A 22,399-nucleotide genomic window follows, 5' to 3' on the forward strand; every position below is an offset into this window, starting at 1 on the left:
GAGGGTCTCCGGCTGTCGAACGGCCCTGTTTGCCGCTAACCTGCGCGCGTTGCCTTCACGACGACGTCCCGCAAGACGCCGTGCCCGGCGCCCGCACCGTCGTCACGGCCTGCATCCGCGCCGCTGTCTGCGCCCTCACCGACAGCATCCGTATGGTGATGACCTGCATCGCGACCCGCGGCATCCGCATCTCCATCACCGTCGCGACCGGCGGCATCCGCACCACCATCACCGACGCGACCGGCGGCATCCGCACCACCACCACCACCACCACCACCACCACCGTCGCGACCGGCGGCATCCGCACCACCACCACCACCACCACCACCACCACCACCGTCGCGACCGGCGGCATCCGCACCACCACCACCACCACCACCACCACCACCACCACCGTTGCGACCGGCAGCATCCGCATCACCACCAACCGCGCCACCAGCCCGCACCCGCGACTCCGCGACATCGATCTGCAGCTGCTCGCCGTCGATCGCAGCGAGCACGTCGTCGATGGTGAACATGAGTTGCAGCAGGTGTTCGGAGTGGCCGTCCGTGTCCATGCCGTTCGTGTCGTGCCCCACGATCAGCAGGGTGCCGCCCGGTGCGACGGCGGCTGCAAGTGAGCGGAACAGCGTCGTCCGCCGCGGCTCAGGCAGATGCATGAACTGTGCGGAGACGAGGTCGTACGACCCCGGCTCGGGCGACCAGGTCATCAGGTCGTGCTGCTGCCAGTCGATGCGCGCGGCGGCGGCCCGATCCACGGACTCCGCTCGCCCACGCGCCTTCTCCAGCGCGTTGAGCGCAATGTCCACACCGGTGACCTGCCACCCCTGCAACGCGAGCCACATCGCATCGGCGCCCTCACCGCTGCCGACATCGAGCGCGCGGCCTGGTGCAAGCGGCGTGACCTCCGTGACCAGCACGGGGTTCGGGTTGCCGCTCCAGGCGAGCCCGGGTGCGCCGTAGCGGTCTTCCCAATAATCACGACCGAACGGATGCGTCTCCGCACTCATCTGCAACCTCCCGTTTCGATGCTCACGCAGGCATTGCGGCGCTGATAAGGCCCGCCGTCGAAGTCGCATCCCAACCTATCGCGTTGCCGACGGGGTCTGCGGTGCGGCCGCTCACGATGAAGTGGTCCGCTTGCCTCTGCGGGTGGAGAGCCTTCTGCGTGCGAAAATCAGCGCGAGCCCACCGAGCAGGAGAATCAGTGCTGCCGCCAATGTCCACGATATCTCCGACCCCGTTGCCGGCAGCGAGCCCGGCATGAAGTTGGTGAACGTCATCGTGCCGGTGGCGCCTGTCGTGATGCGGACGGATGCTGTCTGCGCACTCGTCGACGCATCCCTACCGTGCGCGTCGACGACGACTCGAACCGCGCCGCCCGAGTCGGTTTCCGTCACGGAACAACGGGCCCCAGCCAGTGCTTGAAGAACCCGCGTGTCTCCGCTCTTCAGCGTGAACGCACCGGCTTGGTTACCGTTCAGCGGGAGAACGACCGGGCCCGCGCCGCCCGACCCCGCAGCGCCCGACCCCGTGCCTACGACCCCCGCGCTGCCGGACGGCCAGACGCACTGGGTCGCGAAGCCGAACTTCTGCCCGGCTGGGAACACGCCATGCGCTGTCTTCGTCACGGAGATCGGCCCGATCCGATACTCACTGCTGACAGATAGCTCGTTGCCGCTGCCGGCTTGAAGGGTTATCGGGCCCGACGCGGTCTGCGCAGTTGCCAGCTGCAGCCCTTGGCTAACCGAGCATTCGACTCCGACGGGTGCGTTGAACACGGCCGTGAAGTGATCGGCGGCCGAAAGCTCGACCCTGCCGTTGTTCGGTAGCTCGACTCTCTCGTTGAACTCGTTGGACCACACGCACTCGACCTGGGCTGCGAAGGTCTGCCCGGCGCCGTAGGTCGCCGCACCGGCACCGGTGAGAACCTCGGTCACAGCCAGCGGCGTCACGTCGAACGCGTTGGTGAATGTGAGCACCGCCGGCGTCGTTGTCAGCACGACGGTTTGGTCGTGACGTGGCGTCACGGCGGTTGCGTGCTCGTCGTCGAACTCGTTCACCGAGCAATTCGCTCCCACGGGCAACTCGGTGAACGCCTGCGACTCGCCGCCGATCAATGTGAAGACCTCGGAACGTGGGTCATCCGGCGGTGATGGCAGAATCCTGCCATTGAATGTGCATGCAGTGTCGAAGAAGAAGACGTCAGCGCTGTGCGCCGGTGCGTCGTTGCCGGTGAGAATTTTGGTCGCGGTCAGGGTCGTTGCGGCGAACGTGTTGGTCACGCCGATCGAGGTTCCCATGCTCGGAACCGTCACCGATCCGGATCGCGTGCCGGAGGCATCCGGTGGGTTGTAGCTCACCGTGGTCGCACCGCCGGTCGTCTGCTCAAGCGCGCTGCACTGAGTTCCGACCGACAGAGTCTGCAACGCCTCGGATCCGTAGTTGGGCACGAGGGCACCGTCGGCCGTGAACTGCAGCACTGCGATGCCGTCCGGTCCGAGCCGCAGCACGGGCTCGTTCGCAAACGTGCACTGTACGTTCACCTGGTACGGCGCGTTCGCCGCCCAGGCTGCCGGCCCCGCAACGGTGGTTCCGACGGTGAGCGCTGCCAGATCGAACCGGTTGTCGATGTTCACGGTTGTCGGTGTGCCCGCGACGGACTGGTTCACTGTGACCTGCATGCCGCCGTCGGGCAGAGCAGAGGAAGGATCCGCGTTGGCCGTCGCATACGACGTGGACGTGGCGGTCGCGGTGGCGGTCGCGCCAGCGGCATCCGTCTCGGTCACAGCGCAGAGCGCGCCTGTCACCAGTTCGGGAATCGCTGCGGCACCACCACCCGCGGGCAGCGCAAACGCGACGGAGGTCTGCCCTGGCAGAATCTCGATCGGCAACCCGTTGAACGTGCACTGACTGACTGTGACGGTCGTCGGATCGCCCGCGTCGCTTGCGCTCGCGCCGATCGCGCCCGCGTCGCTTGCGCTCGCGTAGATCGCGCCCGCGCCCGTTGTCGTGGTTGCGACACGGAGTTCAGCCGCAGTGTACTCATTGTCGATCGTCAGGCTCACGGAGCCGTGCGTCGGAATGGCAACCGAGACCGGGGAACCGCCACGTGTCGGATTGACACTTGAGGCATACGCGACGCTGCTTGCGCCGCCAGAGCTGGTCTCAGTCGCGGAGCAGACCGCGCCGGATTCCACATCGAACGCGGCCCAGCCGCCAAACGTGTCGTGGGTTCTGAAAGTGGTATCCAAGACCGTGCCCGAGGCGCTGGCACAGGTGACGTGCACACGGTACGGTTCATTCGCCCAACTCGCGCCGGCGCCGCTCGTGCCGATCGAGACCAGCAGGGTGTGGGCGTCGAAGGTGTTCGTCACCGTCACCGATGCAACCGGATCGGCATCGGCCGTGATCGGAACGGTCTGCGCCGGCGCGTAAGTCGTGGCGGCTGCCCCGTGCGCGTTCGTCTCCGTCACGGTGCACTGCGCGCCGATCGGCAGATTGTGTACGAATTGCGACGTGCCGATCCCGATCGAGAAGCTCGCGGAAGCCGGCAGCATCACGGGCCTGCCTTGGAATGTGCAACTGACGGTGCCCGGGTAGCTCACGTCGGCAGGCGGCGTACTGTCACCGTCTGCAAGCTTCGTGACGGTCAGTGGCGCGAGTTCGTAGACATCCGTCACCTGCACGTTCGTCGTCGCAAAGTCGAGCGTGAACGTCGCCGCGTCGCCGGCTGGGGAGCTGCCGTCGACCGCGTACAGCGTCTCGGTCGCACCGCTGCCTGCCGCAAGTTTCGCCGTGCACTGCGCACCGACGGGCATGCCGTTGATCGTGAAGGTTTGCCCGCCGCTCACCCAGGTCTTCTGCCCGGCGAAGTCGAGTTGCCCGTTCAAAACGGGCGCAGGCAGAACGATCGGGCGACCGTTGAACGTGCACGCCACGTGCACCCCCAGGTCGCCGAGCGTGATCGCGACATCAGGGTCAGGTGCCCCGTTCTCGCCGCGAATCGCTGAGAACACCGAGATGGTGAACGACGTCGCCTCGAATCCGTTGACAAGAGTCAGTGTGGCGGGATTCATGCCGAGCGTCACCTGTGCTTCGGATGCGGGACTGCTGGCACCGCCCGCGCCGGTCTCGTTTGCGACGCACGACGATCCGGTCGGCACACCGGGGAACAGGTGCGAGCCACCAGGCCCGAGCGTGATCGTCTCCTTCAGGGTGGAGTGACCGTCGAGCGTGCAGGTGACGTCGATCGTGAACGGCCCGTACCCGTAGGCGGCAGCATTGCCGTTGACGGCCTTCGTCACGGTGAGATCGGTCTTCGCGGGCTTGATCGGCAGGAGCAGGATGTAGCCGTTCGTGTTGGTGCCGCTGGCAGAGATCGAACCGCCGGTGACGCGTTGACTGGAGAGGTAGGAGCCGCCCGCGCCGCCGCCTCCGCCGGGCGTGAAGGTCGCGTGATGGCCGCCGTCTCCGCCTTTCGGCCAGCCGGCGCCGCCCCCGCCTCCAGCACCCGTATCGATGCCGCTGCTGGTGCCGTCACCTCCGTGAGGATACGGTTTGCCGTGTTCCGTGTGGTGGTTCGCATAGCCACCGTCTCCGCCGTTGCCGCCGCCCTCCTGCCCGTCATAGGTGTACCGGGTGCCGTTCACCCCACCGCCGGAGCCGCCCTGTCCGCCACAATATTGGCTGGGGTAGTGGTCGCAGTTGGAGGCGTCTCCACCACTTCCGCCGCCTCCGCCGGCTGCGACCAGCACGGTGTTCGAGCTGGGGGTTGGGTAATTGTTGCTGGCGATCAGCGTTGCGCCGCCGCCATTGCCGCCATCGTTGCCGCCGTCCCCGGCGTCACCGCCGTGCCCGCGGTAGCTGTATCCGGCTCCGCCGTAATCGGTGCATCCGACCCAGTAGTCGAGCGTGTTCAATCCGTCGACGTTGAGGATTCCGGATGCGAGGGCCCCGGTGCCGCCCGGCGCTTTGTTGCTCCCGTGCTCGCCCGCTCCTCCGACCGCAATGAATCCGTACGCAGACACGCCAGCGGGTATTGTCAGGGTCCGAGGGTTGTGAGTATCGACGCAGTCGTACCTCTGCGGGCTGCCGCCGAAGATCATCAATGACCCGTCACCGAACGGCCCCACGCCGTAGGTATGAACCGTCACTCCCTTCGCGAATGACGCGCCGCCGCCCCCGCCGCCGCCGGACCCCGCCTGGTAATCGCCATACGCGACACCGCCAGCTTCTCCGCCGCCGCCTCCATGCCGATACCCGCCGCCGCCCCCGCCGCCGCCGGTAAAATCACTGTCCGATCCGCCGCCACCGGCGTCGCCGTGTGAACTGCCGGAGCCGCCACCCTTGCCGCCCGGGCCCCAGATTCCGCCGCTGGTGCCACGAAGGCCGTTGCCGGGCGGGTTTCCGCCGGCGCCGCCGACGCCGCCATTGTGTGCAAATCCGTCGATGTCGTGGCCTCCGCCTCCACCTCCGCCCGCAACCATGAGCGGATCGTCGTGGCCTGCGCTTGACCAGGCCAAAGCGGATGCGCCGCCGCCGGATCCGCCGTCGTCGCCACCTACTCCGACACCACCGGGTCCGCCGTCTGCCCAACCCTGGCCGCCACGGTCACGACCGTGGCCGCTGCCCCCAAGCCACAGGTCGAGCGACCGGTCTGTTGTCGAGGGCGCCAAGGTGATTGTCGCCATCACGGACCCGCCCTGGCCACCGCCGCCCTTCGTGCTGCCGCCGGCGCCTGAACCTCCGGATAGCAGCACCGTGATGGTGTTCACCGTTTCCGGGATCGTGAAGGTGGTCTGGTTGGGAAAGTCGGCATAGCTGAATGAGCAGTAACCGCCGACGGCGAGGGCGGAGCAATCCGAAGAGGACATGGCAGCCGTCGTCGCGCGGGCGGTGGAAGTTGGGCCGGCGAGAGGGCTGTGTGCCTGGCCTGGCGTCGGTGTTGCCGCCTGGGCTGCAGCCGGTGTTGCAGCCTGGCTTGCCGCTGCGGCACCGGCTGTGGGAGCAGCGACCGTGAGGGCCGCCACCATCGCGGCCGATGCGATCCAGGTGCACAATCGTGTTCGGAGTGTGCGGGGATGGCGCAATAGCACGAGTCGCTCCTTGCCCGCCTGGCCGGAGGCAGCGCTCGAAACTTACACCTGCTTCTCAGCTAAATGCTAGATTTTGGCAAGTTTTTGCCCCTCTTCGGGGGGTAGATCGGTTAGACCCCGTCGAGGGCGATTGCGCGTGGCCGCTCGAGGTCGGGTCAGGATTCAGGCTGGACTGGGGGTCAAAGCCGTGAGGCCCGGCGATTTTGGCGATCCAACCTGAATTCTGCGCAGTCGGGGTTGGCTGGCGCGGGGTCGGGGCCGTTTGGGCGTTTGGGCGTTTCGGCTCGGCAGATCCGGTTGCCGGTTGGCGGATGCCGGATCCGGATGCCGTTTGGCGCGTGGCCGCTCGAGGTCGGGTCAGGATTCAGGCTGGACTGGGGGTCAAAGCCGTGAGGCCCGGCGATTTTGGCCATCCAACCTGAATTCTGCGCAGTCGGGTCGGCTGGCACGGGGCCGGGGCCGGGGCCGTTTGGGCGTTTCGGCGTTTCGGCTCGGCAGATCCGGTTGCCGGTTGGCGGATGCCGTTTGGCGCGTGGCCGCTCGAGGCCGGGCCAGGATTCAGGCTGGGCCGGGGGTCAAAGCCGTGAGGCCCGGCGATTTTGGCCATCCAGCCTGAATTCTGCGCAGTCGGGAGCGCGGTCGCGCTCGACCGGCGCAGTGCCAACACGATCACGGATGCGGCACTCGCGCACCCGCGTGAGGCGCAGCATCCGGGGTCGCAGCATCCGGATGCGGCACCTGCGCACTGACGTGAGGTGCAGCATCGTGAGCCGCAGCATCCAGATCGGCAACACGCACACGTGCGGCAAGCACCGCGCGGTACTCCTCGACGAGGCCAGCCGTCGCGGATGCCCACCCCCAGCCGGCGACGCCGTTGCGCGCCGCGTGGGCGAGTTGCTCCCGGGAGCCGCTGGCGAGCAGGTCGTACACGGCCTGCACGGCCAGTTCCGGATGATCGGCCGGGAACAACCGCGCCGTCGGGCTCGCAGCCAGCAACTCGCGACTGGCCGGGGACTCGGCAGCAACGATCGGCAGGCCGCTGGCGGAGGCTTCGAGGAGCACAAGTCCGAGTGTTTCGGTCGTCGATGGGAAGACGAAGAGGTCCGCGTTGGCATAGGTGATGGCCAGCTCGACGCCGGTGACCGACCCGACGAAACGCGTCGGCGTGCCGTCGAAGACGTGTTCGAGCCGTTCGCGGTCGGGGCCGTCCCCGATCACGTCGAGCTGCACGGCACCCGAGCGCGCAAGGGATTCCAAGCGCTGCAACCCCTTCTCCCAGGCGAGCCGGCCGACGTACAAGGCAATGGGGAGGGTGGCGACCGCGTCAGTGGCGACATCGGCGGCAGCCGCACTTGCAGCGCTCGCACCCGCCCCCGCACCCACCGCACTCACACCAGCAACCCGCGTCCGCCGCGCCGGGTCGAACAGCCGCACATCGACGCCGCGCCGCCAGTGCACCACCCGCATAAACCCATGCCCAGCCAGCAGCCGCGCGGAATACTCCGACGTCACCAGCGTGATCTCCGCCGCGTTGTGCAGTCGCCGCAGCCACCACCAGATGAACGGCGCCAGAAAGCCGAGATGGTAGAACCGGGCGTAGCCGGCGATATCCGTGTGGAACGACGCAACCAGCGGCAGCCCCAACCGTTTCGCACTCCGCACCCCGCCGACACCGAGCAGCGCGGGCGCAACGACGTGCACGAGGTCGGGGGCAAACTCTGCGAGGTAGCGACGCATCCGCAACAGGGGGAGCCCCCACGGCTGCCCACCATAGATCAAGCGGATGCGCACACTCGGCATCCGCCGCACCTGCAGCCCCGGCTGCACCGCGGATTCGCCCGCGCGGTCATTGCCGGCCGAATCATGAGCGTCGAAATTGCCGACCGCGCCGGAACTGCCCGTGCGTTCCGTGGCCTTGCCGTCGTCACCCGCCCCGCGGTCGCCGACGGTTTCGCCCTCGTCACCGGCCCCGCGGTTGCCGACGGATTTGCCGTCGCCACCCGCCCCGCGGTCGCCGACGGTTTCGCCCTCGTCACCGGCCCCGCGGTTGCCGACGGATTTGCCGTCGCCACCCGCCCCGCGGTCGCCGACGGTTTCGCCCGAGCGATCGCCGGCGCCATCGACTCGCGGCGCGATCACGAGCACCTCGTGCCCAGCGGCGATCAGCTCATCGATTGTCAGGGAGAGCCGGGTCACCACGCCATTGATCGACGGCTTCCACACTTCGGTGACAAATGCGATCCTCATCGATCGGCGCCGCGCAAACCGGCCCCGACCGGCTCCTCAGCCTGCGGCAACTCCGCCGCCGCAATCCCCGCGCCCGCCCACGCCCCAGCCTCGACCGGCGCCTCGGACGCGCCCGCCCACGCCCCAGCCCCGACCGGCGCGTCGGACGCGACCGCCGCCGAAGCACTAACTCCAACCGGCGCCCCGACCCCCGACGTCGCCCCGACCCGCACCCCAACCCCAACCCGCTGCCGCCACAGCGACGTGCTCGGGATCTTCTCAGCGTCGACGCGGTCTGCGAAGCGGTGCACGACATCCGTGATCTCGAAGAGCAGATAATCGCTCAGCGTGATCGGTTCGAGCCCGAGCGCGAGCAGGCCGTCGTTGCTGACGAGCAGCTCGTTCTCGGCGGCTTCCGTGCGCGGATTCTCCACGTATTCGATCGTCGCGCCGGTCAGGCCGGCCACGAGGGCGGCGAGATCCCGCACGCGATGCGTCTCGGTCATCTGATTCAGGATGCGCACCCGGTCACCCGGCTCGGGCGGGTTCTCGACCGCGAGGCGGATGCACTGCACACTGTTCTGAATGTGGATGAACGCACGCGTCTGGCCGCCCGTGCCGTTGATGGTGAGCGGATGCCCGACCACCGATTCCACGAGAAACCGGTTCAGCACCGTGCCGTAATCTCCGTCGTAATCGAAGCGGTTGATCAGCCGAGGGTCGCTGCTCGTCTGCACCGTTTGGGTGCCCCAGACGATGCCCTGGTGTAGGTCGGTGATCCGCAGCCGGTCGACCTTGTTGTAGAATGCGAAGAGCAGCTGGTCCAGCGACTTCGTCATGTGGTAGATGCTGCCGGGGTTCGTCGGATACAGGATTTCGTGGGCAACCGGCAGGCCGTCGGCGCCCTCGGTCGTCACAGACAAGTAGCCTTCCGGCAGCCGCACGCCTGCTGTGCCATAACCGTAGACACCCATCGTTCCCATGTGAACGACGTGGCTGTCGAGCTGCGCTTCGACCAGCGCGGCGAGCAGATTGTGGGTGGCGTTCACGTTGTTGTCCACGGTGTAGCGCTTGGTCGTCGGCGTCTTCATCGAGTACGGGGCCGATCGTTGCTCGCCGAGGTGCACGATCGTGTCGGGCCGTTCGGTGTCGAGCAGCGCGACGAGCCCGTCGTAGTCCTGGGCGATGTCGCACGGTATGAACCGCACCTCACGGCCGAATCGTTCCCGCCACGCCGCCAGCCGCAACTCGATCGGCGCGATCGGCGTCAGGGAGTCCGTTCCAAGCTCGACATCAATCCGCCTGCGGGAGAGATTGTCAACGATGACCACCTCGTGACCGGCGGCCGAGAGGTCGAGGGCCGCGGGCCATCCGATGAATCCGTCACCCCCGAGAATCAGCACCTTCATAGCTCGCACTCCCATTCCATTCGCATCGGCCACGTGTCGCGGCCGCCGGCTTCGCGCCAACCGTGCGGTTGCTTTCAGAGTAAGTCGGCGCGACTTCGACACCATCGGGATCGGCTGTGGATCCGCTGAAGGACCGCTCACCCAGCGCTACGCGACATCGTGCGGATGCCCGTGGCCGGCTCGCGCGCGCCGCGCTCGCCTGTCGCGTGGTCGCCGCTCGCTCGCGCCGTCTGCCCGCCATCCCCAGGGTGTTTGCAAAGTCGTGGATTCAAACGATTCTGTTGGTCGAATAGCGAGGAACGAGCGTATCGAGACCTGCACGAGGTCTCGATACGCTCGCTGGCGCTCACTACTCGACCACCGGGCGGTGCGTTTGCTGATTTTGCAAAGGACCTCGCCACCCCGCGTCTCCCGCCATGATTGACGCATGCAGTTGAATCGGATCCACCACATTGCCATCATCGCGTCGGACTACGAGCGTTCTAAGCAGTTTTACGTCGACACCGTCGGGTGTGAGTTTCTCAGCGAGGTGTTCCGCGCCGAGCGCGATTCGTGGATGGGCAAGCTGGCGTTGAACGGCGAGTACATCTTGGAGCTGTTCTCATTCCCGGATTCGCCGGCGCGAGTGAGCGGGCCGGAGTCCGTCGGCCTGCGCCACCTGGCTTTCGAGGTGCCGAGCGTGCAGGCTGCGCTCGCCGAACTCGACGCCAAGGGCGTCGCCCATGAAGGCCTGCGCATCGACCCGCACACCGGAAAGCGGATGGCGTTCTTCCGCGACCCCGACGGCCTGCCCCTCGAACTCTACGAGGCGTAGCCGCCGCGGTCGCCGATAAAGCAGCACTTGCCCATAACGCCGTGTCCGCCGCGTCCGGCGCGTCAGATTCTGTCGCCGCCCGTGCCGAAGATCTTGGAGAACACGGTTTGAATATCGCGGTCCACGCCCTCGATGCGTCGATCTGTTGCGTCAAAACGCGTACCGACCGCGTCGAACCGTGCGTTCATTTCCGCCCGTAGCCCGGAGATTTCGCTCCCGACCGTTTCGAAGCGTGCGCTCATGGTGTCGAAGTTGGCCTTCATCGTTCTCAGGAACAAAGTGGACATACCGACGACCATCGAGATCAGCGTCGCAGCAAGCACGCCGATAACACTCCACACCTGCGCCTCGTTCATGATCACGCCCACCCTTCAAGTGTCGGCTGTCCGTTGACAAAAAGCTAGCGGACAGGGCCCGGCCAAACTCGTTGGCGGCAGCGATCTGTGGAGAACTCGGCGTAGGCATCCTCTGGGAAGCCGAGCGGATGCGCGCGCGGCGTTAGCGCGCCGGGCGTCAGTCACCACGGCCCGTGCACCGCTGCCTGCACTCGAGGATGCCGCCGCCCGAGCGCCGCCAGCGGCCTGCGTCGCGCCTGCCGCCTGCGTGCCTACATCGGCCAGGCTTGCCGCCCGAGTGATCGGTCACGCTTTCGGGAAGTCAGATGTGTTCTCCGCCGGTGCCGAACACTTTGGAGAACACCACTTGTATGTCGCGGTCCATGTCGTCGATGCGCCGGTCGGTGGCGTCGAATCGGGCACTGACGGTCTCGAAACGTGCGTTCATCTCGGCTCGCAGCCCGGAAATCTCACCGGAGAGCTCGCCGCGCACCGCGTCGAACCGGGCGTTCACGGTTTCGAACTGCGCATTCACCGTTTCGAACTGCGCATTCACAGTTTGGAAGTGAGTGTTCATCGTGCGCAGGAACAGCGTGAACATGCCGACGACCATCGAGATGACGGTGGCGAAGAGCACGCCGATGACGCTCCAGACTTGCACGTCGTTCATCACCAGCCCCATCCCTCAAGTGTCCGTTGTTCCTTGAGAAAACGCTAGCAAGCCGGGCCCACACACAAGCGCGGGTCTGTCCGATCTGTGGAGAACACGGCATGGCACCGGGTTGTGAGACCGAGCGGATGCCTACGGATGCTGGCGCCAAACTCGTGGAAGGTGGCGTCAGGCGCGCGGATGCTGGTGCCAAGCGCACGGATGTTGGTGCCGAGCTCGCGGATGCTGGCGCCAAGCTTGCGGAAGCTCAAGGCAAGCGTGCGGCTGACGTCGCGGTTTTCGACGTGCGTGGCGGTTGTCGACGTGCGGCGCAATTCGCCGGGCAAAGTCAATGCCGGATTCTCCTATTTCAGATCCGCCTTATGTAAGGCGCATTTGAAATAAGGAAATCGGTGGCATTGTTTGCTGGCGGGCAGGACGACGATAGCCGATCCTCGCGCGCTGCGCCGCCGCCCGCTGCGCTGCCGCCCGCTGCGCTGCCGCCCGCTGCGCTGCCGCCCGCTGCGCTGCCGCCCGCTGCGCCGCCGCGCGCTGCCGCCCGCTGCCCGCCGCGCGCTGCCGCCCGCTGCGCTGCCGCCCGCTGCGCTGCCGCCCGGTGCCCGCTGCCCGCCGCGCGCTGCCGCCCGCTGCCGCCGCCCGGCACCCGCCGCCCGGCGCGTCGCGCTCGCCACCGCCCGCCCGGCGCATCGCGCTCGCCACCGGCGCAGCGCATCGCATCGCAACCCCATAGACTGATCAAAAGTGCGGCAGCGCGGCCACCCAGCAACCACTCAGCGCGCGCATTGCGGCACGCCCCGCGCTGTCCCCCTTAAAGCCGACTTGCTGCGGTTCTATCACCCAAGTAGGGGCTAGAAAGTGCATGGGTGTCCCCCAACCCGTATGTCATGATGGAATCCGGAGTCTACGAAAACTCCGAGTTTTGCGTGTGATTTTGACAGAACCAACGCACGTACAAGTGGTCAGAGCCCAGTTGGCGGCTGCCCGCGCGTGGTGCGGGCTATAGACGCAGCGGCAGAACAGCGCCGAAAACCAACACGACCGATAAACACGACCGATAAACACGACATTTGAGGATGTGCCAGCTTGGAGCTTCGGGACTACATCAGGATCCTTCGCAAAGGGTGGATCCTCATCGTGGTCTGCGTGCTCGCCGGCGTGGGAATCGCCGCCGTCTATTCAGCGTTGACGACGCCCAAGTATCAGGCGTCGACCGAGCTTTACGTTTCCGTGCAGACGAGCAACGCCGCACAGACGGCCGATCTTGCCCAAGGCACGACCTTTGCCCGGCAGGCCGTCACCAGCTATGTCAGCGTCGTGAACAGCGCCCGCGTGCTCGACCGAGTGATCAGCGATCTGGGCCTCACGGTCTCCGCGTCCAAGCTCTCTTCGCAGATAACCGCGGCATCCCCATTGAACACTGTGCTGATCGACATCACAGCGACGGACTCCGATCCAGCCCAAGCGGCGAAGATCGCCAACTCGGTAGGCAAGAACGTCGCCTACGTCGTCGTCAACCAGTTGGAGAAGCCCTCGGGGGACACCCCGAGTCTTGTTCGCATCGAGACCATTCAGCCGGCGACCGCGCCGGCCAAACCGTCGAGCCCGAACGTGCCCCTGAACCTGGTGCTCGGCCTGCTCGTCGGCCTCGCGGTGGGCATCGGCGCCGCCGTTCTGCGCAGCGTGCTTGACACCCGGATTCACAGCTCACGCGACATCGAGCTGGTCACCCAGACCCCGATCCTCGGCGGAATCAACCTGGATCCGGATGCGAAGAAGCGCCCGTTGATCGTGCACGCCGACCCCCGCAATCCCCGCGCAGAATCCTTCCGAAGCCTGCGCACCAACCTCCAGTTCGTCAACCTTTCGGATGCGCCGCGCAGTTACGTGATGACGAGCTCGGTTCCGGGTGAGGGCAAGTCCACAACGTGTGCGAACCTGGCAATCAGCCTGGCCGAGACCGGGGCGCGCGTCGCGTTGATCGACGGCGACCTGCGGATGCCGAAGATCTCCGAATACATGGGCGTCGAGGGCGCGGTCGGCTTGACCGACGTGCTGATCGGCCGGGCCAAACTCACCGACGTGCTGCAGAAGTGGGGCAAAGGCCAGCTTTACGTGCTGCCGAGTGGTCGCATCCCGCCGAACCCGAGCGAGTTGCTCGGTTCGAAGAACATGGCCTCCCTGCTCAACACATTGACCGCTGAGTTCGACTATGTGCTGGTCGATTCGCCGCCCCTTCTGCTGGTGACCGACGCTGCCGTTGTCAGCAAGCTGACGGGCGGCGCGATCGTTGTGGCGGCATCCGGAACCACCAAGAAGAACGAGTTGGCCGCGGCGGTTCGTGCGCTCGAGCACATCGGCAGCCGCTTGGTCGGCGTCGTCGTGACGAAGTTGCCGGTGCGCGGGCCGGATTCCTACGGCTATGGGGTGTACGGCTACGGCGTGCAGCACGAGGTCGTCGACGACGAGATGACGACGGAGCGAGCGCCTCGTCGGGCGGCGCGCGCGTGAGTGGCGTCGCAATTCTCACCGTGTGCTCCGGCAACATCTGCCGGTCACCGCTAGCCGAGCAACTCCTGCGCGAGCAGCTCGCCGAGCAGCCGGGCGTGACGATTGAGAGTTCAGGCACGGTGGCGATGGAAGGCTACGGAATGGATGCCCGCGCGGCCGCGTACTCGCGCCAGCTCGGCGGAGATCCGTCGCAACATCGCTCCCGCCAATTGACGGTCGAACAGATTGCCGACTCGGATCTGGTGTTGGCGATGTCCCGCGAGCATCGCAAGGCCATCGTGCAAATGCTGCCGCGCGCAGCCCGCTACGCCTTTACCTTGCGCGAATTGGCGCACATTCTCGCCGCGACCCAGCAAGACGTGCTCAGCACCGCCGCAAACCTGCCCGAGACCGACTTCACGGCGCGGTTCACGGCCGTTGTCGAGAGCGCAGCAGACAACCGCGGCACGATCGTGCCGCCAGACCAGCCGCAGGATTACGACATCATCGACCCGTATGGCCGCACCGATGAGGTTTACGCAGAATCGGTCGCACAACTCGTGCCAGCCGTCAACTCGATCGCATTTACACTCCAGCGCGCGGCTGCCGTTTCAGTTCGGTAGGCGCGGATGGCACGCAAGATTCTCACACGAAGGAGGCAGACAGATCCGATTCGCCGACGATGGGCCATCATCGGCATCGGTGCGTTCGTCCTCGTGGACATTCTCTTGATTGCGTGGGCAGTGTCTGCAACGCGGGCACCGCACGGCAACGAAGATCCCGCAAATTCAAGCATGACCACGCCCCGGTCGACAGCCAGCAGCACTCCCACCGCCCGCCCGACCGCGTCGGCGACTCCTGCCCCGACTGCGGTGTCGCTCCCGGATGCCACGCAACCCACCCGGATCATCTCCTCACTCGACGCCAACACCGCGTGGCGCGCTGCCACCGGCGCATGCCCGGCCACTCCCGGCACGCTTCAGGGCACGAGCGACGCTGGTGCGACCTGGAAGAATTCGGATGCCGCGCGGCCGGCCGGCGCATCCGCAATCATTCGCTTGAGCGTGCAAAGCGCTACGCAGATCGATGCTGTCGCGTTGGCGGCGGCCGGATGCGCGCCCGAGTTCATCCGCAGCTACGTGAACGGAGACAACTGGGCTACGTATCCCACCCAACTCGCCGGCACCTGGTACTTCAACCCGGCCAACGCGGCCGTGGTGCACTCTCCGCAGGGAGACAAGCCGGCCCCGTGCCCGACGGTGGTTGGATTGGCGCCGCGGGACGCGACATCCGCAGCGGTGTTGTGCAGCAACCACACCGTGTTCCGAACCGCAGACGCCGGTGCGACCTGGGGAGCGGCGACCACCGTGACGGGAGCAGTCGCGATCAGCAGTTCGGGCGCAGGCTACGCCGCGGCATCCGTCGGTGTCACCGACTGCGCCGGAATTTCACTTGCCGCCCTCGATGCTGCATCGTCGCAGCCGTCGACCGCGGGATGCTTTGTCACAGCAGCGCCGGCCGCCGGCGCAGTGGCACTGTCGGACGGCGCTGGAACGCTGTGGTTATGGGCGGGAGACGCGCTTGCGCGTTCAGGAGATCAGGGGAAAACATGGCATTGAGTTCGCGGTTATGGAGTGCGGCGGTTCGCAAGCAGACGGCAGATCGCGGCGAAACGCTTATCGGGCGATTCGGCAGTCAATATCTGCTGGACGCGGTGGCGTGGGCGGTTGCGCTTATCGGCGCAGAAATCTGCCGCTACGAATTCGACGTGAATGCCATCCACTGGCTGCCTCTGATCGCCGTGGTTCTCGCCACGGCGGTTGCACAACTGCTGATCGGTTGGGGCATGTGGCTCTATCGAGGGCGTTACACCTTTGGCAGTTTCCACGAGGTGCGGGCGCTTGCTTACACCGCGCTCCTGGTCGGTTTCGTGGTCGGGTTGCCGGTGATTTTGTACGGGGTCAACTGGTCGATTCCGCGCAGCACGATTGTCATCGCGTTGCCGTTTGCTCTGGTGCTGATGGCAGCAGCTCGTTATGTGAAACGCTTGATGGTCGAGCGCCAGGAAAAGCCGGGCGAGGGCGCCCAGCCCACGTTGATCTACGGCGCCGGTTACATGGGTGGCGTGCTTGCTCGCCGCATGGTGACGGATCGGCTCTCGGCCTATCGCCCGGTCGGCTTCATCGACGACGACAAGCGCAGGCGCAACCTGCAGCTGAGCGGCATCTCGGTGCTCGGCACCGGCAAGCACCTGACGCAGATCGTCGCAAAGACTGGTGCTCGAACGCTCATTATCGCGATCGCGCGCGCGGATGCGACGCTGTTGCGTACGATCACGGATGCCGCGCTCGCGGCCGGTTTGACGGTCAAGGTTCTGCCCGTGCTCGACGAGATCCTTGCAGGAAAGTCCGGGCTCTCCGATGTGCGCGACATCTCCATTGAAGACCTGATCGGTCGGCATCCGGTGGACACCGATGTCAGCTCGATTGCCGGTTATGTGACGGGTAAGCGCGTGCTCGTGACCGGCGCGGGTGGATCGATCGGCTCCGAGCTGTGCCGCCAGCTCTTCAAGTACGGCCCCGCCGAGTTGATCATGCTCGACCGTGATGAGACAGGGTTGCAGAGGACCGAATTGTCGATCTTCGGCCATGGCTTGCTGAACACGAAAGACGTCGTGCTCGCGGACATCCGTGACCCTCAGGCGTTGGCGGAGATCTTCACCAAGCGCCGGCCGCAGGTCGTCTTCCACACCGCCGCGCTCAAGCACCTGCCGATGCTCGAGCAGTATCCGGACGAGGCGTGGAAGACGAATGTGCTTGGCACACTCAACGTGCTGGAAGCCGCGCGGGATGCCGAGGTGAGCACTTTCGTGAACATCTCGACGGACAAGGCGGCGAACCCGACGAGCGTGCTCGGCCACTCGAAGCGGGTCGGCGAGAAACTGACGGCCTGGATGGCAGAAGAAACCGACATGCGTTATTTGTCGGTGCGCTTCGGCAACGTGATCGGCAGCCGCGGTTCGATGCTGCCCACGTTCAAGTCGCTGATCGAGGCCGGCGGGCCAGTCACGGTGACGCATCCAGACGTGACACGGTTCTTCATGACGATCCCCGAGGCATGCCAACTGGTGGTTCAGGCTGGCGGCATCGGCGACCCGGGGGAGGTGCTGATTCTCGATATGGGGGAGCCGGTGCGCATTCTCGATATCGCGCAGCGCATGATCGCGGCGAGCGGCAAGCCGATCGAGATCGTGTACACGGGCTTGCGCGAGGGCGAGAAGTTGAATGAGGAGTTGATGGGTTTCGACGAGGTCGACAACCGCCCGAAGCATCCGAAAATCTCCCACGCCAAGATTCCGCCGATGCCTGCGTCACACCTAGACAAAGAGGGCTGGGACTACCGGTTGCGCACGAACGGCGGCGACACGGCGATCATCCAGCGGTTGAGTGTGACGAAGGCCAAGTCGTGACCGATCGCATTCTGATGTCGTCGCCTGACGTCGGCGAGCTCGAGGAACAGTACCTGCTTAAGGCCTTCCGCTCGGGCTGGATCGCGCCCCTCGGGCCTGACGTTGACGCATTCGAGCGGGAGATTGCGGATCGAGTGGGCGTCGCACACGCAGCGGCACTGAGCTCTGGAACCGCTGCCCTGCACCTTGCGTTGCTCGGAGTTGGAGTTAAGCCAGGGGACACCGTGGTGACCTCGACCATGACGTTTGCTGCGACGGCCAACGCCATCACCTATGCCGGGGCGCGCCCGTACTTCATCGACTGTGAGCTGTCGACCGGCAACATGTCGCCAGAGCTGCTCGAGCAAGCTCTTGCCGAATTGGCTGGCGCAGGCGAACACGTCGCCGCAATAGTGCCGGTTGACCTGCTGGGCAAGGCAGTCGACTACACCGCGATCTGCGGCATTGCGGATGCCGCAGGAATCCCGGTTGTCGCGGATGCAGCGGAGTCGCTCGGTGCGACTCATCACGGCAAGGCCGCTGGTTCGTTCGGCCGAGTGTCGATCGTTTCGTTCAACGGCAACAAGGTGATGACCACATCGGGCGGTGGAATGCTTCTCACCGATGACGGTGAGCTTGCCTCCCGCGCCCGATATCTGGCCACTCAGGCGCGTCAGCCGGCCGTGCACTACGAGCACACCGAGATCGGCTACAACTACCGCCTGAGCAATTTGCTTGCGGCGCTCGGGCGAGCACAGCTGACCAGGCTCGACAGTATGATCGCCCGCCGCCGCGCGATCCGAGAACGCTATCGTGCGTTGTTCGCCGATGTCGTCGGGGTCGAAATCTTCGGAGGCGATGACGACCGCGAGGACAATTGCTGGTTGACTTCAGTGGTCGTCGATGAAGAGGCCGCCGGGTGGAGCGCCGCCGAGCTGCGGGATGCGCTCAGCGCCGACAACATTGAAAGCCGGCCGCTGTGGAAGCCGATGCATCTGCAGCCGGTCTTTGCTGATGCGCCCGCGCTGCTTAACGGCAATTCGCAACGGCTGTTCGAATCAGGGCTCACGTTGCCGAGTGGGTCTGCTTTGCGCGACGGGGACGTGCAACGTGTCGGGGTAAGCATTCAAACCTTCCTGGATGCCAGCGCGAGGTCATATTCCAATCGCAACGCGGTGCTGTTCACAAGTACCACTTCCGCATGACTCAAAAGCATACCGAAAGCGCGCCGCCGCACTCTGAAGACACCGGTCCGATGCGGATTCTCTTGATTACCCAGTGGTTTGATCCGGAACCCACATTTAAGGGGATGCTTTTCGCGAAAGAGCTGCAAAGCCTAGGCCATGACGTGCAGGTCTTGACGGGGTTTCCCAATTATCCTGGCGGCAAGATCTACGAAGGCTATCGGGTAAAGCCATGGCAGCGCGAGGTCGTTGACGGGATCCGGATTCTGCGAGTGCCGCTATACCCGAGTCACGATGGGTCCGCAATACGCAGGATCGCTAACTACATGAGCTTTGCCCTATCGGCTTCCATTGGTGCTCTCGCTTCGCGCCGCCCGGACGTGGCGTATATCTATCACCCGCCGGCGACCGTAGCACTCCCGGCGCTCGTATTGAAGGCCCTGAAAGGCGTGCCATTCGTGTACGACGTGCAGGATCTTTGGCCGGACTCACTCAAGGCGACTGGAATGCTCACCCACCCTCGCCTGCTGAAGGTAATCGGTCGTTCGATGACGCGCGTATACCGAGGCGCAAGCCGGGTGGTTGTGCTGTCGGAGGGGTTCTGCAAGGCCCTGATTGAAAGGGGAGTCTCCGCACGCCGGATTAACGTCATTCCGAACTGGGCCGATGAGCAGCAGATCGAGATGCTTCCGCCATCCCAGGACAGGTATGTCGAACTGGGATTTGGCGGTAAGTTTACGGTGACGTTCGCAGGCAACCTGGGCAAGGTGCAGGGATTGGAAACCGTTCTTGACGCAGCCGAACGCCTTGTTGACGTTCCCGACGTTCGCTTCCTACTCGTCGGGGGCGGTGTGAACGCGGCCGAACTCGCCGAGAAAGCCCGCGCACGTAACCTTTCAAATGTCGATTTCCTTAGCCGTCGACCAATCCACGAGATGGGTGAGATCCTAGTCAGCTCGGATGCTCTCCTGGTACATCTGATCGACGATCCGCTCTTCTCAATCACAATCCCATCAAAAACGCAGGCCTACCTCATGGCAGGACGACCGATCCTGATGGGCGTCAAAGGCGACGCGGCCAAGATGGTTTCAGATGCCGGCGCTGGCATTGTTTTCGAACCAGGAAACGCCGCCCAGTTGGCTGATGCAGTATTGCGACTGAAGGCCATGAGCAGCGCGCGGCGTGCTCAATTAGGCGCTTCAGGGCGGCAGTTTTATCAGGACCGGCTAGCCCTGTCGGTCGGCACACGCGAATTCATCCGTGTGTTTCGAGTGGCTCGCCTGTCAAAGCCACACTTCCAGTTGCTGAAACGGGTGGTGGATCTCGGCGTTGGAGCCGCTGCACTCGCGGCACTGAGTTTGCCCATTGCCGTGACCGCTGTCCTTGTGCGGGTCAAGCTGGGCACACCGGTCATGTTTCGACAGACGCGCCCGGGCAGGGATGGCGTGCCATTTGAAATGGTGAAGTTCCGCACCATGAACGACGGTCGAGACGATTCAGGAGCATTACTGCCGGACGGAGAACGGCTTGGCACGTTCGGGGCTGCACTCCGAGCGAGCAGTGTCGATGAACTGCCAACTCTCTGGAACGTCCTTCGGGGCCACATGTCCCTGGTTGGCCCAAGGCCGCTGCTCATGCGATACACGAAGTATTTCACCGAGGAAGAGCAACTCAGGCTACTTGTGCGCCCCGGAATCACCGGGTGGGCGCAGATTCACGGACGTAATGAGCTCTCGTGGAATAGCCGACTCGCGCACGATGTATGGTATGTGCGAAACATGTCCGCGCGCATCGATGCGCGAATCTTGGTTGGTACTTTGGTTGGGGTCTTTCGGGGTAGCGGTGTTGTGGTCGATCCTGGTTCCGAAATGAAGAACCTGGACGAAGAGCGTCGCGAGGCTGTGTCAGCATGATCGGCTGCCAAATCCGGGATGCGAACATTGAGGATCTCGACGGCATTGCCGCGTTGCTGCGGCATTCTTTCGACAGATCATTGTGGCGATACATGATCTATGCACAGCGAGGGATCCACGAATACCTCGCCGTCGATATGCGATATCCAAGCACTGCCTCCGACCGGCGACTCATCGTCGCGACAAGTGATCGGCTTCCGAACACGCTTGCAGGATTTGCCGATTATCGCACTGGACAAGACGGGCAGATCTTCCTGTCGTATATATGCGTGGAGGCCGATTCGCAAGGGCGAGGAGTTGCGTCGGCACTATTGGCCCGCGTTTGCGATCCCAGCCACGGACTTCGGCAGATGCAGCTTGATGTGTTTGACGACAACGTGCGCGCGTGCAATCTGTATTACAAAATGGGGTTTGTCGCGTCAGGCGCGTCGGTGTGGGTCGATCGGCGGCTCCCGAAATCGCGCGGACGAGCCTCGTTGATGGCACCCCACACAGCGCTCGCAGCGCATGCGCGCTACGGCTTTTGTGAAGTTCTGGTCGGCGAGGGTGAAAGTACCGAAAGGCTGGGCCTCATTGGCGCGCAGACTATTCGTTGTTTTTCATCCTCGACGTTTCAGAACGACGAACTTCTCGCTGGGATGCACACGCTGTTCCCTGATACTGATCGTGCTTTTTTCGTACTACCTGAAGAGGCCGAGCCGGAATTGCGGGTGCAACATCAGGTGATCAAGCGTTCTATTCGGATGACATTGGCGGTTCGTTCGTGATCGCAAAGACAGGCGTGACTCCATTGGTCGCCAAGACGGCGCAACGTGTCGAGCAGTTTCGCCGCCCCACATTCTTCTATGAATCGGCGCGCGAGGGGATGCGTGACCTGCTCGCGAACGTACTCGATCACGCCGATGACGGCGTGCTTCTGCCGGCCTACATTGGCTGGTCGCGGCGCGAGGGCAGCGGAGTGTTTGACCCGATCGTCAATAGTGGCGCGCGGTTTGCCTTTTACGATCTCAATGCGGACTTGTCGGCCAATATCGATGATCTGGAGCGGCGGCTCGTTGCCGATCAGTGTCGCGTCATCGTCTTGATCCACTATTTCGGTCGCACTGATCCTAACCTCGCGGTGATTCGCACCATTGCAGATCGCCACGGTGCCATTTTGGTGGAGGATCTCGCACACGGATTCTTCTCCGCTTATGGCACCGGGCAGGCCGGCAGCTACGGCCATGCGAGCCTGTTCTCGCTACACAAGATGTTTCCATTTGCTGAGGGTGGCATGGTTTCGTACTTGGACCAGAAATTGGTGAGAGGACAGCGGGAGTCGAGGCCGGACCTCGCTATTCGAATTCTCGGCTACGACTGGCGCGCGATCGCACATGCTCGACGTGAGAACTATCTGCATCTGGCGTCACTGCTGCAAAAACTGCCTGGTTACGGAACGCGGTTCAAGTTGCTTTGGCCCAGCCTGCGCGAATGCGACGTGCCGCAGACTCTTCCAGTAGTTGTTACTGGCGACAGCAGAGATTCGATCTACTCAAACATGAATGCGGACGGGTTTGGCATGGTTAGCCTCTATCACACGCTGATCGAGCCCGTTCGTGCGAACTTCCAGGCGCTCAATGACCTCGCGCGGCACATTATCAACTTTCCAGTGCATCAAGATGTCGTTTTGTCGGAGCTTTCACCCATGGCTGCAGCGTTCCAACGCCACGTGTCAGGTAGTGATGTTGTAGTCAATAATCGGTCGGACGTGTCGTGAACTCATCGACGTCATTTCGCGTCTTAACAATTCGATCAGAAGCAGACAAACTCGAGTGG

The 22,399-nt window shown here is 64.5% G+C and carries 16 protein-coding genes; 10 read left to right on the forward strand and 6 right to left on the reverse strand.

All coding sequences use genetic code 11. The features are described from left to right. Positions 1 to 35 precede the first annotated feature (35 nt). The 4 genes from QU604_RS05730 to QU604_RS05745 form a co-directional block, all read right to left on the reverse strand. On the reverse strand, positions 36 to 1,010 hold the full coding sequence (locus tag QU604_RS05730) for a class I SAM-dependent methyltransferase (protein WP_308467853.1): 975 nt from the start codon (positions 1,008 to 1,010) through the stop codon (positions 36 to 38). 111 nt (positions 1,011 to 1,121) lie between these two features. After that, positions 1,122 to 6,098 (reverse strand): DUF5979 domain-containing protein, encoded by a 4,977-nt coding sequence (locus QU604_RS05735; protein WP_308467854.1) that lies wholly within the window; start codon positions 6,096 to 6,098, stop codon positions 1,122 to 1,124. Positions 6,099 to 6,767: 669 nt separating this feature from the next. Next, positions 6,768 to 8,345, reverse strand: a complete 1,578-nt coding sequence (locus QU604_RS05740; protein ID WP_308467855.1) for a glycosyltransferase — start codon at positions 8,343 to 8,345, stop codon at positions 6,768 to 6,770. Beyond that, on the reverse strand, positions 8,342 to 9,733 hold the full coding sequence (locus tag QU604_RS05745) for an NAD-dependent epimerase/dehydratase family protein (protein WP_308467856.1): 1,392 nt from the start codon (positions 9,731 to 9,733) through the stop codon (positions 8,342 to 8,344). The genes QU604_RS05740 and QU604_RS05745 overlap by 4 nt, the downstream gene beginning before the upstream one ends. A 427-nt stretch (positions 9,734 to 10,160) precedes the next feature. On the opposite strand from QU604_RS05745, the gene QU604_RS05750 reads away from it, so the two are divergent. Beyond that, positions 10,161 to 10,547, forward strand: coding sequence for a VOC family protein (locus QU604_RS05750; RefSeq protein ID WP_308467857.1), 387 nt, complete (start codon positions 10,161 to 10,163; stop codon positions 10,545 to 10,547). A gap of 62 nt (positions 10,548 to 10,609) precedes the next feature. Here QU604_RS05750 and QU604_RS05755 read toward each other — a convergent pair whose 3' ends face one another. Both QU604_RS05755 and QU604_RS05760 read right to left on the reverse strand, forming a co-directional pair. Beyond that, a complete protein-coding gene (locus tag QU604_RS05755) occupies positions 10,610 to 10,915 on the reverse strand; it encodes a hypothetical protein (protein ID WP_308467858.1) in 306 nt (101 codons plus the stop codon). Between the two features lie 289 nt (positions 10,916 to 11,204). Beyond that, positions 11,205 to 11,552, reverse strand: a complete 348-nt coding sequence (locus QU604_RS05760) for a hypothetical protein (RefSeq protein WP_308467859.1) — start codon at positions 11,550 to 11,552, stop codon at positions 11,205 to 11,207. A 101-nt stretch (positions 11,553 to 11,653) separates the two neighbouring features. On the opposite strand from QU604_RS05760, the gene QU604_RS05765 reads away from it, so the two are divergent. The 9 genes from QU604_RS05765 to QU604_RS05805 all read left to right on the forward strand — a co-directional run bounded on the left by QU604_RS05765 (position 11,654) and on the right by QU604_RS05805 (position 22,340). Continuing rightward, positions 11,654 to 11,920: a hypothetical protein gene (locus QU604_RS05765; RefSeq protein WP_308467860.1), complete on the forward strand. Its 267-nt coding sequence runs from the start codon at positions 11,654 to 11,656 to the stop codon at positions 11,918 to 11,920. Between the two features lie 715 nt (positions 11,921 to 12,635). Continuing rightward, positions 12,636 to 14,060, forward strand: a complete 1,425-nt coding sequence (locus tag QU604_RS05770) for a tyrosine-protein kinase domain-containing protein (RefSeq protein ID WP_308467861.1) — start codon at positions 12,636 to 12,638, stop codon at positions 14,058 to 14,060. Further along, positions 14,057 to 14,662, forward strand: a complete 606-nt coding sequence (locus QU604_RS05775) for an arsenate reductase/protein-tyrosine-phosphatase family protein (RefSeq protein ID WP_308467862.1) — start codon at positions 14,057 to 14,059, stop codon at positions 14,660 to 14,662. The genes QU604_RS05770 and QU604_RS05775 overlap by 4 nt, the downstream gene beginning before the upstream one ends. Positions 14,663 to 14,833: 171 nt before the next feature. After that, positions 14,834 to 15,658, forward strand: a complete 825-nt coding sequence (locus QU604_RS05780; protein ID WP_308467863.1) for a hypothetical protein — start codon at positions 14,834 to 14,836, stop codon at positions 15,656 to 15,658. After that, complete coding sequence (locus tag QU604_RS05785) at positions 15,649 to 17,508, forward strand: polysaccharide biosynthesis protein (RefSeq protein WP_308467864.1); 1,860 nt, start codon at positions 15,649 to 15,651, stop codon at positions 17,506 to 17,508. The genes QU604_RS05780 and QU604_RS05785 overlap by 10 nt, the downstream gene beginning before the upstream one ends. Continuing rightward, a complete protein-coding gene (locus QU604_RS05790; protein ID WP_308467865.1) occupies positions 17,505 to 18,692 on the forward strand; it encodes a DegT/DnrJ/EryC1/StrS family aminotransferase in 1,188 nt (395 codons plus the stop codon). The genes QU604_RS05785 and QU604_RS05790 overlap by 4 nt, the downstream gene beginning before the upstream one ends. Next, the gene (locus tag QU604_RS05795; RefSeq protein ID WP_308467866.1) at positions 18,689 to 20,584 is read left to right on the forward strand and encodes a sugar transferase; all 1,896 of its coding nucleotides are present in this window, start codon (positions 18,689 to 18,691) and stop codon (positions 20,582 to 20,584) included. Before QU604_RS05790 ends, QU604_RS05795 begins: the two co-directional genes overlap by 4 nt. Beyond that, positions 20,581 to 21,351 carry a GNAT family N-acetyltransferase gene (locus QU604_RS05800; protein ID WP_308467867.1) on the forward strand — a complete coding sequence of 257 codons (771 nt, stop codon included), beginning with the start codon at positions 20,581 to 20,583 and terminating at the stop codon, positions 21,349 to 21,351. Before QU604_RS05795 ends, QU604_RS05800 begins: the two co-directional genes overlap by 4 nt. Continuing rightward, on the forward strand, positions 21,348 to 22,340 hold the full coding sequence (locus tag QU604_RS05805; RefSeq protein ID WP_308467868.1) for a DegT/DnrJ/EryC1/StrS family aminotransferase: 993 nt from the start codon (positions 21,348 to 21,350) through the stop codon (positions 22,338 to 22,340). The genes QU604_RS05800 and QU604_RS05805 overlap by 4 nt, the downstream gene beginning before the upstream one ends. Positions 22,341 to 22,399: the final 59 nt, after the last annotated feature.

Source organism: Rathayibacter sp. SW19 (assembly GCF_030866825.1).
Classification (GTDB): domain Bacteria; phylum Actinomycetota; class Actinomycetes; order Actinomycetales; family Microbacteriaceae; genus Rathayibacter_A; species Rathayibacter_A soli.

Coding starts and splice junctions, on each gene's coding strand:
- QU604_RS05745 (WP_308467856.1), bottom strand. CDS start 9,733: ATGAAGGTGCTGATTCTCGGGGGTGACGGATTCATCGGATGGCCCGCG.
- QU604_RS05780 (WP_308467863.1), top strand. CDS start 14,834: ATGACCACGCCCCGGTCGACAGCCAGCAGCACTCCCACCGCCCGCCCG.
- QU604_RS05800 (WP_308467867.1), top strand. CDS start 20,581: ATGATCGGCTGCCAAATCCGGGATGCGAACATTGAGGATCTCGACGGC.
- QU604_RS05760 (WP_308467859.1), bottom strand. CDS start 11,552: ATGAACGACGTGCAAGTCTGGAGCGTCATCGGCGTGCTCTTCGCCACC.
- QU604_RS05765 (WP_308467860.1), top strand. CDS start 11,654: ATGGCACCGGGTTGTGAGACCGAGCGGATGCCTACGGATGCTGGCGCC.
- QU604_RS05750 (WP_308467857.1), top strand. CDS start 10,161: ATGCAGTTGAATCGGATCCACCACATTGCCATCATCGCGTCGGACTAC.
- QU604_RS05730 (WP_308467853.1), bottom strand. CDS start 1,010: ATGAGTGCGGAGACGCATCCGTTCGGTCGTGATTATTGGGAAGACCGC.
- QU604_RS05785 (WP_308467864.1), top strand. CDS start 15,649: ATGGCATTGAGTTCGCGGTTATGGAGTGCGGCGGTTCGCAAGCAGACG.
- QU604_RS05740 (WP_308467855.1), bottom strand. CDS start 8,345: ATGAGGATCGCATTTGTCACCGAAGTGTGGAAGCCGTCGATCAATGGC.
- QU604_RS05795 (WP_308467866.1), top strand. CDS start 18,689: ATGACTCAAAAGCATACCGAAAGCGCGCCGCCGCACTCTGAAGACACC.